The sequence below is a fragment of the Mycoplana azooxidifex genome (assembly GCF_014196765.1).
GTDB lineage: Bacteria > Pseudomonadota > Alphaproteobacteria > Rhizobiales > Rhizobiaceae > Mycoplana > Mycoplana azooxidifex.
The window spans coordinates 413,628-430,248 of sequence record NZ_JACIEE010000004.1; the positions used below are offsets into that span (position 1 = coordinate 413,628).

General features: G+C 66.8%; 13 protein-coding genes. 5 read left to right on the forward strand and 8 right to left on the reverse strand.

Annotated elements, in window-relative coordinates:
• The first annotated feature begins 303 nt into the window (after positions 1–303).
• A complete protein-coding gene (locus GGQ64_RS11145; protein ID WP_183803759.1) occupies positions 304–2,193 on the forward strand; it encodes an MFS transporter in 1,890 nt (629 codons plus the stop codon).
• A 58-nt stretch (positions 2,194–2,251) separates the two neighbouring features.
• Here GGQ64_RS11145 and GGQ64_RS11150 read toward each other — a convergent pair whose 3' ends face one another.
• Together GGQ64_RS11150 and leuB are read right to left on the reverse strand one after the other, a co-directional pair.
• The gene (locus GGQ64_RS11150) at positions 2,252–3,025 is read right to left on the reverse strand and encodes a phosphatase PAP2 family protein (RefSeq protein ID WP_246422574.1); all 774 of its coding nucleotides are present in this window, start codon (positions 3,023–3,025) and stop codon (positions 2,252–2,254) included.
• Between the two features lie 163 nt (positions 3,026–3,188).
• On the reverse strand, positions 3,189–4,301 hold the full coding sequence (gene leuB / locus GGQ64_RS11155) for a 3-isopropylmalate dehydrogenase (RefSeq protein ID WP_183803762.1): 1,113 nt from the start codon (positions 4,299–4,301) through the stop codon (positions 3,189–3,191).
• Between the two features lie 408 nt (positions 4,302–4,709).
• Between leuB and GGQ64_RS11160 the strand changes: the two genes are divergently transcribed.
• A complete protein-coding gene (locus tag GGQ64_RS11160; RefSeq protein ID WP_183803766.1) occupies positions 4,710–5,108 on the forward strand; it encodes a (R)-mandelonitrile lyase in 399 nt (132 codons plus the stop codon).
• A gap of 62 nt (positions 5,109–5,170) precedes the next feature.
• On the opposite strand, the gene GGQ64_RS11165 is transcribed toward GGQ64_RS11160, so the two are convergent.
• From GGQ64_RS11165 to GGQ64_RS11190, 6 genes are read right to left on the reverse strand one after another with little or no spacing between them, the layout of a single operon-like run.
• Complete coding sequence (locus GGQ64_RS11165) at positions 5,171–6,469, reverse strand: amidohydrolase family protein (RefSeq protein ID WP_183803769.1); 1,299 nt, start codon at positions 6,467–6,469, stop codon at positions 5,171–5,173.
• A gap of 29 nt (positions 6,470–6,498) precedes the next feature.
• Entirely contained in the window at positions 6,499–7,440 is a 942-nt protein-coding gene (locus tag GGQ64_RS11170) for an ABC transporter permease (RefSeq protein WP_183803772.1), read from the reverse strand.
• Positions 7,437–8,486, reverse strand: coding sequence for an ABC transporter permease (locus GGQ64_RS11175; RefSeq protein ID WP_183803775.1), 1,050 nt, complete (start codon positions 8,484–8,486; stop codon positions 7,437–7,439). The genes GGQ64_RS11170 and GGQ64_RS11175 overlap by 4 nt, the downstream gene beginning before the upstream one ends.
• Positions 8,476–10,065 carry an ABC transporter ATP-binding protein gene (locus tag GGQ64_RS11180; RefSeq protein ID WP_183803778.1) on the reverse strand — a complete coding sequence of 530 codons (1,590 nt, stop codon included), beginning with the start codon at positions 10,063–10,065 and terminating at the stop codon, positions 8,476–8,478. The genes GGQ64_RS11175 and GGQ64_RS11180 overlap by 11 nt, the downstream gene beginning before the upstream one ends.
• Positions 10,062–11,501: an amidase gene (locus GGQ64_RS11185; RefSeq protein ID WP_425488503.1), complete on the reverse strand. Its 1,440-nt coding sequence runs from the start codon at positions 11,499–11,501 to the stop codon at positions 10,062–10,064. The genes GGQ64_RS11180 and GGQ64_RS11185 overlap by 4 nt, the downstream gene beginning before the upstream one ends.
• An 11-nt stretch (positions 11,502–11,512) precedes the next feature.
• On the reverse strand, positions 11,513–12,499 hold the full coding sequence (locus GGQ64_RS11190) for a BMP family protein (protein WP_183803782.1): 987 nt from the start codon (positions 12,497–12,499) through the stop codon (positions 11,513–11,515).
• Between the two features lie 342 nt (positions 12,500–12,841).
• Here GGQ64_RS11190 and GGQ64_RS11195 point away from each other — a divergent pair, with 342 nt between their 5' ends.
• From GGQ64_RS11195 to GGQ64_RS11205, 3 genes are all read left to right on the forward strand, one after another.
• Positions 12,842–14,485 carry a phosphoethanolamine transferase gene (locus GGQ64_RS11195; protein ID WP_183803785.1) on the forward strand — a complete coding sequence of 548 codons (1,644 nt, stop codon included), beginning with the start codon at positions 12,842–12,844 and terminating at the stop codon, positions 14,483–14,485.
• A gap of 101 nt (positions 14,486–14,586) precedes the next feature.
• A complete protein-coding gene (locus GGQ64_RS11200; RefSeq protein ID WP_183804270.1) occupies positions 14,587–15,249 on the forward strand; it encodes a response regulator transcription factor in 663 nt (220 codons plus the stop codon).
• 24 nt (positions 15,250–15,273) lie between these two features.
• On the forward strand, positions 15,274–16,617 hold the full coding sequence (locus tag GGQ64_RS11205; protein WP_183803788.1) for a sensor histidine kinase: 1,344 nt from the start codon (positions 15,274–15,276) through the stop codon (positions 16,615–16,617).
• Positions 16,618–16,621: the final 4 nt, after the last annotated feature.

The window sequence follows — 16,621 nt, forward strand, 5'->3', positions numbered from 1 at the left end:
ATGGCGCTGTCCTTTTCCGGAGGCTGCTAATAAGCGTTTTTGCCCGCGAGTCAAGGGATGCTCGACTGCACGGCGATCAAGTTCGCGTCAAGATTGCGTCGCCCTGCCATGCCCGCCGCCGCCGGGCGCCGCTGCGCAACCGGCGCTTCACATTAGACTAAAGTCATAATCCGAAAGCCGCGCAGCGCAGATTCCCCTTTTCTGCCATCCTCTTGCCAGGCGCACCACGCTCGCCTGACCGAGGAGGGTCGGCGTGCAAGGGGACTGGGCGCTCGACAGCTGGTTGAACTGGAGGATTTCACAATGGCAAATGTCGCGACGGCGGACGACACCAAAACGCGTCCGATGACAGCCGAGGAGAAGAAAGTCATCTTCGCCTCGTCGCTGGGTACCGTGTTCGAATGGTACGATTTCTATCTCTACGGCTCGCTCGCCGTCTTTATCGGCGCCGCCTTCTTCAGCGAATACCCGGAAACGACGCGCAACATCTTCGCCCTTCTCGCCTTTGCCGCGGGCTTCCTGGTCCGCCCCTTCGGCGCGCTGGTCTTCGGCCGACTCGGCGACCTGGTCGGCCGCAAGTACACCTTTCTCATCACCATCCTGATCATGGGTCTGTCGACCTTCCTGGTCGGCATCCTGCCCGGTGCCGGGTCCATCGGCATCGCCGCTCCGATCCTGCTGCTCGTCCTGCGCATGCTGCAGGGCCTGGCGCTCGGCGGCGAATACGGCGGTGCTGCCACCTATGTCGCCGAGCACGCGCCCAACGGTCGCCGCGGCTACTACACCTCGTGGATCCAGACCACGGCGACGCTCGGCCTGTTCCTGTCGCTCGTCGTCATCCTGTCGGTGCAGTTCATGCTCGGCAAGGAAGCCTTCGCGGCCTGGGGCTGGCGCATCCCGTTCCTCGTCTCGGTGGTTCTCCTCGGCATCTCCGTCTGGATCCGCCTGAAGATGAACGAATCCCCCGCCTTCAAGAAGATGAAGGAAGAGGGCAAGGGCTCCAAGGCTCCGCTGACCGAAGCCTTCGGCCAGTGGAAGAACGCCAAGATCGCGCTGCTCGCGCTGTTCGGCGCCGTCGTCGGCCAGGCCGTCGTCTGGTACTCCGGCCAGTTCTACGCCCTGTTCTTCCTGACCGGCGTCCTGAAGGTCGACGGCCAGTCCGCCAACATCATGGTGGCCATATCGCTTCTGATCGGCACCGGCTTCTTCGTCCTGTTCGGCTGGCTGTCGGACAAGGTCGGCCGCAAACCGATCATCATGGCCGGCCTGCTGCTCGCCATCCTGACCTACTTCCCGCTGTTCAAGGCACTGACCTGGGCCGGCAACCCTGCCCTCGCCCAGGCCCAGGCAACCGTCCGTGCGACCGTGACCGCAGCACCCGGCGACTGCAAGTTCCAGTTCAACCCGACGGGTACGGCGAAGTTCACCACCTCGTGCGACATCGCAACCGCGTTCCTCACCAAGAACTCGGTGCCCTATGACGTCGTGACCACGGCAGCCGCCGGCACACCGGCAACGGTCCAGGTCGGCGACACGACGATCAACAGCTTCGACGCCGTCGCTGCCGGCGACCAGGCAAAGGCGATGACGTCCGCCTTCGAGAAGCAGGTCAACATGGCCCTGCACGATGCCGGCTATCCGCTGGTGCGCGCAGCAGCCAAGGTTCCCGACGCCAGGCTCGACGCCTTCGTCGCAGCCAATCCGGAACTCGCCCTCGACGCGGCCGCCATCCGGGCCGGCGACAAGACCAGCATGGCCGGCGCCGATCTTATAGCCGCCAAGCTGCTGACAGCCGAGGAGGCCACCGGCGTCGACAGCATGCCGGTCTTCACGATCGCCAACGGCGGTGCCTTCACGATGATCGCCGACCCGGCTGCCGTCAACTGGACCATGGTCATCGCCGTCCTGACGGTCCTCGTCATCTACGTGACGATGGTCTATGGCCCGATCGCCGCTCTTCTCGTCGAACTGTTCCCGACCCGCATCCGCTACACCGGCATGTCGCTGCCCTATCACATCGGCAACGGCTGGTTCGGCGGCCTGCTGCCGGCAACCGCGTTCGCCATGAGCGCGGCCAAGGGCGACATCTACTACGGCCTCTGGTACCCGATCGTCTTCGCCGCGATCACGCTGGTGATCGGCCTTCTCTTCCTACCGGAAACGAAGGACCGCGACATCCACGCCATGGATTGATGGAACGACTCTGATATCCGCGAAGGGCCCGGCGCAAACCGCCGGGCCCTTTTTTTGATCAGATCAGCCGGCTGAGCCGCGGCGTCGGCCAGCCCTGGCGGTCGAGGGTGAAGACGAGGCCGAAACGGGCAAAGACGATCGAGGTCGCGAACGCAAACCAGCAGCCGAGCGCAAGCCCCGCCGCCACGTCGCTCGGATAATGGACGCCGATGATCACCCGCGTCGCCGCAAGCCACAGTCCGAGCCCGATGAAGAACAGCCGGAAGCGGGGAAAGAGCAGCACCAGTGCCATGAACAATGCGCCGATATGGGCCGAGTGGCCGGAGGGAAAGCTCTCGTGCATCCAGCCCCCGAAGGGGTGGAAGGAGAAGATCCCCTCCTCGTTGTAGAGCGGCGGACGGGCGCGGCCGATCGAAAACTTCAACGCGTGCACGACGATGCTGGCGGAGACGACCGACAGCGCCACGTAGGCCGCCATCTGCATCAGGTAGACCAGCCTGAATTTTCGCCGAACCTTGAACAGCCGCCTGACGAGATAGACGACCGCGGCCAGCATCGCGATCGCGCCGAGAATGAAGGCCAGCTTGCCGATGTCGGTCAGGTCACCGGCGATCTTGACCAGCGGCGGCGACAGGATCTCGGCGGCCTGCCCGAGCGGCCGGTCGAAGACGAAGAATGCGATCGCCACCACGTTGAGCGCAGAGAGCGCAAAGCCTCTCCAGGGAACCTGCCGATGCAGCTTGCGCCGCGCCGCATAACGCCGCTTGAGCGCGGTCCAGAAAGACTGTTTTTGACGTGTCCTGTCGATCATCGCGCCCCGGCTGCCTGTCATGCCCCGTGTCATGCTTCGCAGGCGACATAGGCCCCAGCACCGGTTCCTTCAATGAATACGCTGCAAATTTGTCCCGCTCGTCCCCCTGCCGGCCACCACGGAAAACGGCACCGCCACGTTGCCGTGACGATGCCGCGTTTCGTCGGAAACGGTGCTTCCGAAATCAGGCCGAGAGCGTCTTGAACTCGGCCAGGATTGCTTCGCCCATCTCCACGGTGCCCACCTTCGTGCATCCCTCGGCCATGATGTCGCCGGTGCGGATGCCGCGGTCGAGCACGTTGGCGATCGCCTTCTCGAGATTGTCCGCTTCCTTCACCAGGTTGAACGAGTAGCGCAGGCACATCGCGAAAGAGGCGATCATGGCGATCGGATTGGCGATGCCCTGGCCGGCGATGTCGGGCGCCGAGCCGTGCACCGGCTCATAGAGCGCCTTGCGCTTTGCGGTCTTCGGATCGGGCGCGCCGAGCGAGGCCGACGGCAGCATGCCGAGCGAGCCGGTGAGCATGGCGGCGACGTCGGAGAGCATGTCGCCGAACAGGTTGTCGGTGACGATCACGTCGAACTGCTTGGGCGCGCGCACGAGCTGCATGCCGCCGGCATCCGCCAGCATGTGCTCGAGCTGGACGTCGGAATACCTGGCCTTGTGCGTCTCGGTCACGACCTGGTTCCAAAGTACGCCGGACTTCATGACGTTGCGCTTTTCCATCGAGCAGACGCGGTTGTTGCGGGTGCGCGCCAGCTCGAAGGCAACGCCGGCGATGCGCTCGATCTCGTAGGTGTCGTAGACCTGCGTGTCGATGCCGCGCTTCTGGCCGTTGCCGAGGTCGATGATCTCCTTCGGCTCGCCGAAATAGACGCCGCCCGTCAGTTCGCGCACGATAAGGATGTCGAGGCCCTCGACCAGTTCGGGCTTGAGCGAGGATGCGGCGGCGAGCGCCGGATAGCAGATCGCCGGGCGCAGGTTTGCGAACAGCTCCAGGTCCTTGCGCAGCCGCAGCAGGCCGGCCTCGGGACGGACTTCATAGGGGACCGCATCCCACTTCGGACCGCCGACCGCGCCGAACAGCACGGCATCGGCGTCCAGCGCCTTCTGCATGTCCTCTTCCGAGATCGCCGCGCCATGGGCGTCGTAGGCCGAGCCGCCGACGAGGCCTTCATCGATGACGAAACCGGCGCCCTTCTCGGCGTTCATGTAGGCGATGATCTTGCGGACTTCCGCCATGGCTTCCGGGCCGATGCCGTCGCCGGGCAGGAGGAAAAGGTTGCGCACTGTCATGGGACTGTCCTTGTCGAATGCTCGGTGGAGTTCAGGTCGCGCGGTTCTTAGCGCAACTTCCGTTCAAGGAAAATCGTCGAAACGAAAGAATTTTGCGCCCCATACGACAACTGTCACCGCGGGGACAGAAGCAGGGCCGTCCTCCATGCGATCAAGCGGCGGGCGCCGTCGAACCCGGCACGGCGCACGAGATGGAGCACCTGAAATGTATCATTACGTGCAGGCTGTCCTCGCCGCGATCCGCTCGGCGATCGATGCGCTTCTCTTCCAGCATCGTCCGCCGCCGGGATTTCGCTGACGGGCGGTCGACGGTCCGGTCCGGATCGAATGGCGCATCGCATCTTCCCGTCCGCTCCGTTCCGTTGCAGGATGCCTCGTCGCCCGCCACCAACGAGGAGGACATGCACCATGAAGATCGAGCCCTGCGGCAGCCGCCCATCGGCCACCCCGCCATCCGACTATTTCACCGGTCGCGTCCGCCAGGATCCGATCATCGAGGCTCCGGCGCCCGCACGCCTGCGCGCCGTCACCGTCACCTTCGAGCCCGGCGCGCGGACGGCGTGGCATACCCATCCACTCGGACAGACCCTGGTCGTCACCGCGGGCAAGGGGCTTGCGCAAAGCTGGGGCGGCCCGATCCGCGAGTTCAGGGCCGGTGACACAGTCTGGTTCGAGCCGGGCGAAAAGCACTGGCACGGCGCCGCCCCGGATACGGCCATGACCCACATAGCGCTGCAGGAAGCCCTCGACGGCAAGGCCGTCGCCTGGCTGGAGCATGTTTCCGACGAACAGTATGCCGGCGGCTGACGGCGACAGGCGGGGACGAGACGCCGCCTGTCGGGCGGATGCGTCGGCGGAACCGGGATATCCTACGCCTTGCCCGGCCGCAAAGGCGCGTATTCCGCAGCGTCCACCGCTGCCGGACGCCCTTCGAGAAGCAGTTCGCTGAAGCGGGGGGCTGCGCGGGCGATGACCTTGCCGCGCCGCATCACCACGAGCCGGTTGGCCTTCAGCCGCAGCGCCTCGATCGGGTCGCGCGCCTGCAGGACGACCAGGTCGGCGTTGCAGCCCTTTTCCAGCCCGTATCCCTGCAGCCCCATGGTCTTTGCCGAATTGACGGTGAGCGCGTCGAAGATCTTTCTCTTGTCTTCGATTCCCGCCATCTGCGCCACATGGATCGCCATGTGGCCGACCTCCAGCATGTCGCCCGATCCCATCGAGTACCAGGGATCCATCACACAGTCGTGGCCGAAGGAGACGTTCAGGCCGGCCGCCATCAGCTCGCGCACCCGCGTCATGCCGCGCCGCTTCGGATAGCTGTCGTGGCGCCCCTGCAGCATGATGTTGATCAGCGGGTTGGGGATGACATTGATCTCGGCCTCCGCCATCAGCGGGATCAGCTTGGAGACGTAGTAGTTGTCCATCGAATGCATCGAGGTCAGGTGCGAGCCGGCGACGCGCCCCTTCAGGCCGTAGCGCACCGTCTCGGCGGCGAGCGTCTCGATATGCCGCGACATCGGATCGTCCGTCTCGTCGCAATGCATGTCGACGGGCAGGCCGCGGTCAGCGGCAATCTTGCACAGGGCCGCGACGGAAGCAGCCCCGTCGGCCATGGTCCGCTCGAAATGCGGGATGCCGCCGACGATATCGAGGCCCATGTCGAGCGCCCGGTTCAGCGCCTCCACACCGCCCTCGGCCCGGCAGTAGCCGTCCTGCGGGAAGGCGACGAGCTGCAGGTCTATATAGGGCGCGACCCTCTCGCGCACCTCGATCAGCGCCTCGGCCGTCACCAGCTTCGGGTCGCTGGTGTCGACATGGCTGCGGATCGCCAGCAGCCCCTGGCTGACGGCGAGATCGCAGTATCGCAGCGCCCGCTCCACCAGCGCTTCCCGCGTCAGCGTCGGCCGCAGTTCGCCCCAGAGCGCGATGCCTTCCAGCAGCGTGCCAGAGACATTCATCCGCGGCAGCCCGAGCGACAGCGTCGCGTCCATGTGAAAATGCGGGTCGACGAAGGGCGGGCTCACCAGCCGGCCGGTCGCATCGATGGTCTCGCCGGCCTCAGCTGCAATCTTCGGCCCGACCTCGGCGATCCTGTCGCCGGCAATGGCGATGTCGATGCCCTCGCGGCCGTCGGGGAGATTGGCGTTCTTGATCACAAAGTCGAACATGGGGCACCTGTGCGAATGGACGGAAGAAACTAGCGCTCGCCGCGCCGGTAGGGCTGCATCAGCGCCTGCGGCACGCGGGCGCGACGGGCCATGACGGCGAGCGCTGCGATCGAGAGGATATAGGGCATCATCAGGAAGATCTGGTAGGGCACATTGCCGAGCACCGTCTGCAGCCTCAGCTGGAAGGCGTCGAAGAAGGCAAACAGCAGCGCCCCGAACAGCGCCCGCCCCGGCCGCCAGGAGGCGAAGACGACGAGCGCGATGCAGATCCAGCCGCGCCCCTGCACCATCGTCGGGAAGAAGCTGTTGAAGGCCGACAGCGTCAGGAACGCCCCGCCCATTGCCATCAGCGCGCTGCCCGCCATGATCGCGCCATAGCGCACCCGGACCGGGTCGACGCCCTGCGCTTCCGCCGCATGCGGGTTCTCCCCGCTCATGCGCAGCGCAAGCCCGAGCGGGGTGCGGTAGACGACATAGGCGAGCAGCAGCGCGATGACGATCGACAGATAGGTCGGCAGCGTCTGGGTGAACAGCGCCGGGCCGACGAAGGGCAGGTCGGAGAGGCCGGGGACCGAAATCGGCTGGAACGGCGTCACCGTCGGCGGCGTCGATGCAAGCGGCACCGTCAGGCGGAAGATGTAATAGCTGAGGGAGGACGCGAACAGCGTGATGCCGAGCCCGGTCACATGCTGCGACAGGCCGAGGGTGACCGTCATCGCCGCATGCACCAGCCCGAACAGCGCGCCCGAGAGCGCTGCCACCAGCATGCCCGTCCACAGGTCTGCCCCATTGAACACGGCAAGCCAGCCGGCCATGGCGCCGAAGGTCATGATCCCCTCGATGCCGAGATTGAGCACGCCCGAGCGCTCGGAGAGCAGCGCGCCGAGGGTGCCGAAGATCAGCGGCGTGGCGATGCGCAGCACCGCTGCCCAGAGACCTGCCGAGGCGACGATGTCGAAGAACGTGCTCATCGGCGGATCCTGTACTGGGTGAAGAAGATCGCGATGAGCATGGTGAGCAGCGACAGCGCCACGGTGACGTCGGCGATATAGGTCGGGATCCCCAGCGCCCGGCTCATGCCGTCGGCGCCGACGAACATGGTGGCGGTGAAGAATGCTGCGGCGATCACGCCGAGCGGATTGAGGTTGGCGAGCATGGCGACGATGATGCCGGCATAGCCGTAGCCCGGCGAAAGGTCGGTGGTCACGTAGCCCTTGACCCCCATCACCTCGATCGCACCCGCAAGGCCCGCAAGCCCACCCGAGAGGCAGGCGACCTTGACGAGCGTGCGCGCCAGCGGCACGCCGGCGAAGACGGCGCCCTCCGGGTTGAGGCCGGCAGCGCGCGACTGCAGGCCGAAGACGGTACGCGACTGCAGCAGGTAGACCAGCAGCGCGGCGACGATTGCCACGGCAAGCCCGATATGCAGGCGCGAGCGCTCGATCAGCTTCGGCAGCAATGCATGGTCTGCGACCGGCATCGACTGCGGCCAACCGAAGGCGAGCGGATCTTTCAACGGCCCGTCGATCATCATCGAGACGAACAGTACGGCGACGAAGTTCAAAAGCAGGCTCGTCACCACTTCGTCGACCGAGAAGCGCAGCCGCAGCCACAGAGGTACCAGCATCAGCGCCATGCCGGCAATCGCGCCGGCTGTAAACAGCAGCGGGATCAGCACCGGCCCCGGCAGGCCGGAAAGCGCGGTCGAACCGAGTGCGGCCACCATGATTGCGCCGAGATAGAACTGCCCCTCGGCGCCGATGTTCCAGAGCCGCGCGCGGAAGGCGACCGCGGCCGCAAGCCCCGTCAGCATCAGCGGCGTCGCCCGCGTCAGCGTCTCCGTCGCGGCAAGCCGGGTGCCGAAGGCGCCGGTCAGGATCCGCCCATAGGCCTCCAGCACCGGCGCGCCGGCAGCGGCGATCAAGAGCCCGGCAAGGGCGAGCGCCGCCACCACCGCGAGGATGGGAGACAGCACGACCAGCAGCAGCGGGCGGTGTTCGCGGCGTTCAAGACGCATGAGGATGTCCTTCGCCGGGAGGCCCGTCGCTGATCCGGTCATTGGGGGTCCTGTCACTGGACGTCCAGTCCCCCGACATCATCAGGCCGAGCCGGCGCGGATCGGCGTCTTCGGCGGCGATCGGCGCGGAAAGGCGCCCCTTGACGATCGCCTGGATACGGTCGGCGAGGCCGATCACCTCGTCGAGGTCCTCCGAAATCAGGAGCACCGCGGTCCCCTGCCGGCGCGCGTCCAGGATGCGGGCGTGGACGGCCGCCACCGCCCCCTCGTCGAGCCCGCGCGTCGGCTGGGCTGCGATCAGGATCTTCGGCCGCCGGTAGAGGTTCCGGCCGAGGATCAGCTTCTGCATATTGCCCCCCGACAGAAGCCGCGTACGGCTCGTGGGCGTCCCGCCGCGCACGTCAAATTCCTCGATGATCGTTGCCGCAAAGGCCTGGCCGGCCGAGCGGTTGACGATGCCGCGGCGCGAGAACAGCGGCTGGCGGATGCGCTCCAGCACGGCGTTCTCCCAGATCGTCATCTCGCCGATCGCGCCCTGCCTGTGGCGGTCCTCCGGGATCCGGCCGATGCCGGCCTCCACGAGGTCGTGCACGTCGAGTGCCGAGACCGGTTCGCCGAACAGCCGCATTTCCCCGCCGGTCGGGGCAGCAAGGCCGCCCATCAGTTGCGACAGCGCCGCCTGGCCGTTGCCGGAGACACCGATGATGCCGAGGGTCTCGCCTTCGCGAAGGAAGAAGTCGATCTCCTTCAGCCGCTCCACGCCGCCGATCGAGACCGTCAGGCGCGATGCCTGGAAGACGGTCGCGCCGGCTTTCGCCGGCTCGCGCGTCGGCCGCGTCACGCGGTGTCCCACCATCAGTTCGGCAAGCTCCGCCTTGTTCGTCTCAGCCGCCCTTCGCTCGGCCGCCACCCTGCCGCCGCGCAGCACCACGATGCGGTCGGCAGCGGCCATCACCTCGTCCAGCTTGTGGGAGATGAAGATCAGCGACAGGCCCTGCCTGGCCATTTCCCGCAGCGTCGTGAACAGCCGCTCCGCCTCGATGTTGGTCAAGACGGCGGTCGGCTCGTCGAGGATCAGGATGCGGGCGTCGTTGTAGAGCGCCTTGAGGATCTCGACGCGCTGCTGCTCGCCGACCGACAGGTCGCCGAGCCGGGCGTCCGGATCGACGCCGAGGCCGAAGCGCTCGGCAATGGACAGAAGCTTGCGGCGCGCTGCACTCGTGCGCGAGCGCGGCGACCAGAGCGGCTCCGTCCCGGTCATGACGTTTTCGAGCACGGTCAGGTTGGGCGCCAGCGAGAAGTGCTGGTGCACCATGCCGACGCCGGCCTTGATGGCCGCGCGCGGGCGTCCGTGCGGCAGTTCCACACCGTCGACGCGCACCGTCCCTTCGTCGGGCGTGTAGTGGCCGAAGAGAATGCTCATCAACGTCGTCTTGCCGGCGCCGTTCTCGCCGAGCAGCGCCAGCAACTCGCCCCTGCCGAGCGCAATCGAGATGTCGTCATTGGCGACGATCGGGCCGAAACGCTTGCTGATATGCGCAAGTTCGAGGACGGGCGCGGCGGTCGTATCGGCGATCATGCGGCAAGCCCCGCAATGGGAAAGCGATGCTGCCAGCGTCCTTCGCCTTCGAGAGAGGCCGCCAGCGACAGCAGAAGCCGCTCCCCGCCCATTGGCGCCATCAGCTGCACCGGCAGCGGCAAGCCATCCCCATCCGCGCCATAGGGCAGCGTCAGGGCGGGGAAGCCGGAAATGTTGGCAAGCCCCGCAAGCGGCGCAAAGGCCGTCATCCGCCGCAGGTGCAGGTCGGTATCGTCATGGTCGGACGGGAAGGATCCGACGGCAAGGGGAGCTGTGGCAAGCATCGGCATGAGAAGGCAATCCAGGCTGTCGAACAGCGCCCAGGTGTTGTGGCTCACATGCACCGCCGCATCGAGCGATGTCCAGAGGCCGCCGGCCGATATCCTCCGTCCCCTTTCCACGAAGGCGCGTGTCAGCGGCTCGGCAAGGCCGAGGTCGAGCGACAGCGCGTCGACAAGATTGGCGAGATTAATCGAGACGATGTCGGCGAAGACGGCCGAGGATGCCGACACCAGGCCGGCGAAGGCCGGCCAGTCGAGGGCCACGATACGGTGTCCGCGCGCCTCCAGCGTCTTCGCAGCCGCCTCCACGGCGCCGCTGCGCGCAGGCTCCGTCGGAAAGTCGGCGCCGGTCTGTGTCAGCACGCCGATGCGCAGGCCGCCGTCTGCGACCGAAGCTTCGGCCGGATCGGCGAAGGGTCCCCTCGCCCTGCCATGCACGGCCTCGAGGATCCGGCGGGTGTCGCGGACCGACCGGCAGACGGCGAGTTCGCCGACGATGCCGCCCAGGTGATTGCCGAAATGGGGACCGCCGGGGATGGCGCCGCGGGTCGGCTTCAGCCCGACGAGCCCGCAGCAGGCCGCCGGCACGCGGATCGAACCGCCAGCGTCGGTGGCGTGCGCGATCGCCACGATGCCGGCTGCCACAGCAGAAGCCGCGCCGCCCGAGGAGCCGCCCGCGGTGCGGCCCGGATCGAGCGGATTGCGGCAGAGCGGGCCGCTATCCGGTTCGCTCGCGAGCGACAGCCCGAATTCCGGGCTGGTGGTGAGGCCGAACAGGGCAAGGCCGGCATCGCGGAAGCGGTTGGCGAGATCGGAATCCGGCTTAGGATCGAGCATGCCGTCGAGCATGCGGGAACCGGCGCGCACGGCAAATCCGGCGAACGGCCCACCAAGATCCTTGGCGAGCGTCGGCACGCCGGCAAAGGGGCGTGCCGCGAAACGGACTGGCTCTGTCCGCCGTTCCTCGTCGAGCCTTGCTGCCGCCGCGCGACCGCGGTCTTCGTCAATGCGACAGATCGCACCGAGGCCGGTATGGTGCGAGGCGGCGGCAAGGGCCGCCTCCATGGCCTCCCCGGCCGAAAGCACACCGGCCGCGATCGCCCCGGCCAGCGCCGTGGCATCCCCGATCGTTTCGCTTTCGACGCTCGGCGGCACGGTCTGTCTGCTTACTTCGGCTCTTCCATCATGATCGGCACTTCGAAGGTGCCGGCCTTGATCTCGGCGCGCCTGGCTTCCATCGCCGTTTCCGCATCGGCCGGTGCCACGCCCTTGACGTAGACGATGTCGCTGCCGCCTTCCTTCATCAGGCCGAAGGCGGTGTAGCTCTTGCCGACCGGCTTTGCGGCGTTAACGTCGGCGACCGCCGCATCGAGGATCGGGCGGAAGTACCACATGGCATTGGCGAAGACGGTGTCGGGGTAGCGCGGCGTGTAGTCGAGCAGCGAGCCGACCGACTTGATGCCGCGTTCCTTGGCGGCGTCGGCCGTGCCGATGCGCTCTCCGAACAGGATGTCGGCACCGCCGTCGATCTGCGCCAGGCCTGCCTCGCGCGCCTTCGGCGGATCGAAGAAGGTGCCGATGAACGAGACGAGGTGCTTGGCTTCGGGGTTGACTGCCTTCACGCCGGCGGCGAACGCGTTGATCAGCATGTTGACCTCGGGGATCGGGATCGCGCCGACCGAGCCTACGACGTTGGACTTCGTCATCTTGCCGGCGAGCATGCCGGCAAGATAGGCGCCGTCATGGTTCCAGGTGCCGAACACGCCGAAATTGTCGCCGGCAGCATCGCCGCTCGAGCCCATCAGGAAGGCGGTGTCCGGATAGTCGGCCGCGACCTGCCGCGCCTCGCGCTCGACCGCATAGGATTCGCCGACGATCAGCTTGTTGCCCTGTTCGGCATATTCCCGCATCGCCCGCGGATAGTCGGTGCCGGAGACGCCTTCCGAGAAGGTGTATTCGATCACGCCGTCCTTCGCCGCGGCCTGCAGCGCCTCGTGCAGGCGCGAATTCCAGGCGTTCTCGACGGGGGAAGCATGGATGCCCGCGACCTTCAGCGGCGCTTGCGCGCGGGCCTGCGGCAGGAAGGCGCCGGCGCCGAGAACGAGGCCGCCGGCAAGAACAGTCCGGCGTTTAATCTGAAGGCTTCCAGTCATGTTTTCGTTCCCCTTGTTTTGACCATTTGGTTTAAAAATCCATAGGATTCGCACAAAAACGAGTCAAGCGCGCCGACCGCCCACGAATTCGCCAGCAAGCGCTTTTTCCCCGCAGAAGCGACCATATCCGGCAGCAGCCGAGCCCCGTGCCGTTTGCGCCGGGTCGCATTCAGGTTGCTGTCAGCATCCTCCGCCAGTTTCCCGAAATTCGGAACGGGGCGTGCCCGGCAGGGCATTCCTGTCCATGTCCCCTGCCGGGCACGCATCGCTCTCATCAACGCGGGCGGCCCCGTGCGGCGGAATCCCCCGATCTGCAACGAAACGGAGCAAGAAGGCCGACCCATGGCGACAATCACGGACAGCCCGGTGCGGAGCGAGCGCACCCTTCGCCCCTCGATTGGCGCCATCCCCTTGAGTTTCCTCGTCGTCCTGTTCCTCGTCGCCACCGCAAACCAGACCTTCTGGGCGAAGACGGCGCTCTATTTTGGCGGCACGCCCCAGGCGGTAGTGATCTTCGCGCTCGGCCTTGTCGCGCTGCTCTCGGCCGTCTGCATCACCCTTTCAATGCGGTTCGTCGCCAAGCCGATGTTCATCTCCCTCTTTCTTGCCAGCGCCTGCGCCTCCTGGTTCATGGACCGCTTCGGCGTCGTCATCAGCGTCGACATGATCCGCAACGCAGCCGAGACGACCCATGCGGAAGCGGGAAACCTGATCACGCCCGCCTTTGTCTCGCATATCGCGCTCTTCGGCGTCGTCCCCTCGCTGCTGGTCGCCTGGGTCCGCATCACGCACCGACCCTTTCTTGCCAAGGCAAGGGCCAATGCCTTCTTCGTCCTGCCGCTGATGCTGGTCGCGGTCCTGGCGGCCTCGACGCAGATGCGCGTCCTGATCACCACGAGTCGCGCACATCACGACTGGCTTGCGACCCTCAACCCGGTCGGACCGATCGTCAGCGCGGTGCGCTATGCGGCAAGCACCGGGGGCGAGGTGAACATCGTCGTCGAGCCGCTGGGCCGGGATGCGCATGTGGTGGCACCGGCCGGCCGCAAGCCGAAGGTGCTCGTCGTCGTGGCCGGCGAGACGGCGCGGGCGCAGAACTTCTCGCTCGGCGGCTACGCACGCCCGACCAACCCCGAGCTTGCGGCCCGCGACATCACCTATTTCCCCGACACGACGAGCTGCGGCACGGCGACGGCCGTATCGCTGCCCTGCATGTTCTCGATCCATACCCGCGCGACCTATTCCCATCGCAAGGGGCTTTCGACCGAGAACCTGCTCGACGTCCTGTCGCACGCGGGCATCGCAGTGGAGTGGTGGGACAACAACACCGGAGCCAAGGGCGTGGCCGATCGCGTCGCCTATCGTTTCCTCCCCGACAACGCCGACCCCCGCTTCTGCACCGAGGGCGAATGCAGCGACGGCATCCTGCTGGACCGGCTCGGCCCCTGGCTCGAGGGCGTGACCAAGGACAGCGTGCTCGTCATCCACCAGCTCGGCAGCCACGGCCCCTCCTACTACGAGCGCTATCCGGAGGCTTATCGCCGCTTCACGCCAGACTGCCGGACCGCCGAATTCGGCGATTGCACGCGCGAGGAGATCGTCAACGCCTATGACAATTCCATCGCCTATACCGACCACGTGCTGGCGATAGTCATCGACGCCCTCAAGAGCCACGAGGACCGCTTCGACGCCTCGATGATCTACATGTCGGACCACGGCGAATCGCTCGGCGAGAACGGGCTCTATCTTCACGGCGCACCCTACGTGATCGCGCCGAGGGAACAGACGCAGGTCCCCTTCGTCCTCTGGCTCGGCAACCGGGACCGCGCGTCGGTGAACCGCGCCTGCCTCAAGCAGCGGGCCGGCGAGCCCGCCTCGCATGACAATCTCTTCCACACCGTGCTGGGGCTGATGTCGGTCGAGACCGGCATCTACGATCCCTCCCTGGATGTCCTGTCCACGTGCCGGCACGTGATTTCGAGCTGATGCCGGCGACCGCCGTCGAAGACGGCTTGATCGCATCTGCAAAAATCCGGACGATGGGCCTGGAGGCGTCCGGTTCGGGCGCGCTTCCGGAAGGACGCGATATGCGGGTACTTTTGATCGAGGACGACGCCATCCTGGGCGAGGCGGTGCGCGACCATGTTGCCGCCGGCGGCCATGCCGTCGACTGGGTGCTCGAACTCGACGACGCCCGCGCCGCGACGAAGGCGGTCCACTACGCCCTGATCCTGCTCGACCTGCGCCTGCCCGACGGCAGCGGCATCGCCTTCCTGCGCGCCTTGCGCGACGCCGGCGACAGGACGCCGGTGATCATCCTGACGGCGCACGACCAGATCTCCGACCGCATCGAAGGGCTCAACAGCGGCGCCGACGACTATCTGGTCAAGCCGTTCAACCTCGGCGAACTGTCCGCCCGCATGCTGGCCGTGGTCCGCCGCTACGGCGGCAACCCTTCCCCGGTCATCCGCCTCGGCGCGCTGGAGATCGGCCCCGCCGACCGGCGGATCGTCTCCGGCGACCAGGAAATCACTCTCTCCGGCCGGGAGTGGGCAGTCCTCGACGTGCTGCTCGCCCGCCCCGGCGCCACCGTCTCCAAGGGGCAGATCGAGGAAGCGCTCTACGCCTTCGGCTCGGAGATCGAAAGCAACACGGTCGAAGTCTATGTCAGCCGCGTGCGCAAGAAGCTCGGCCACGACCACATTCTCACCGTGCGCGGCGTCGGCTACCGGCTCGGGACGCCGGCATGAGGAACCCGGCATGAGGAACCCGGCATGAGGGAACCCAGCATCACCCGCAGATTGACGCTGGCCCTGGCCGGCGCGCTGGCCGGTTTCTGGCTGCTCGCCGCCGGTCTCGGCGTCATCGTCATGCAGGACGAATTCGCAGAGATTTTCGACAGCGCGCTGCAGGAGACCGCCGAGCGCCTGCTCATCCTGGTCGCAGACGACGTGGAACGTGGCGACGCGGCCGGATCGAACGCCCGGCTCGAGAACGTGGTGCCGGCCTCCGGGGAGGAGTACCTGACCTACCAGCTGCGCAACGACCGGGGCGATGTCCTGCTGCGATCGCACGACGCCCCCGCGGCACCCTTCGACGCACCGCTGAAGCAGGGTTTCTGGCGCAGCGCCACCCACGAATTCTATACCGCCGTCACGCATGGCGACGACGGGCTCTACCTGCAGGTGGCCGATGCGCTCGCCAATCGCCACGAAGCCCTTATCGAGGGTGCGATGGCCCTGTTCCTGCCCGTGCTGCTGCTGGTGCCGGCCAGCATCGCGCTGGTCTGGTTCATCGTGCGCCGGACGCTCGCCCCCATCGATGAACTGCGGCAGGCGATCTCCAGCAAGGACGGCGGCAATCTCGCCGTGATCGCCCGCGAGGGAATGCCACGCGAGCTGTTGCCGATCGTCCGCTCCGTCAACCTGTTGCTCACCCGACTGAAGTCGGCGCTCGAGGCCGAGCGGGAATTCACCGCCAACAGCGCCCATGAGCTGCGCACGCCGATCGCAGGCGCACTGGCACAGACACAGGTGCTGATCGACGAACTGCCGGCAGGTGCGAAGAAGACGCGTGCCCGCCAGGTCGAGGCATCGCTCGTCAAGCTCAGCCATCTGGCGGAAAAGCTGCTGCAACTGGCCCGCGCGGAGGCCGGACTGGGCGCCGCCGACGCGCCGGTCGATCTCGCCCGCGTGCTGGAACTCGTGGTGCTCGACTTCCAGCGCGATCCGCAGGCCGCCGGGCGGCTGCGGCTTCACCGGGCGGACGGCGCGACGCTCCGGCATCCGGCGAGCGAGGACGGGTTTGCGATCGCGCTGCGCAACCTGGTCGAGAACGCGCTGGTGCACGGCGCCGACGAAGCGCCCGTGGACGTCTTCCTCGACCGCGACGGCGCGGTGCGGATCGTCAACGAAGGCCCGCTTCTGGCCGACTGGGAACTGGAAATGATCCGCAAGCGGTTCGGGCGCGGACGGACCACCGCCAAGGGCTCGGGGCTCGGGATCTCCATCGCCGAACGACTGCTGGCGCAGATGAACGCACGTCTCGAACTCGCCTCGCCGCCCGCGGGGCGCACGGGCGGGCTGGAGGCCCGGATCGTCTTCGCCCGGGCAGGTTGAGCCG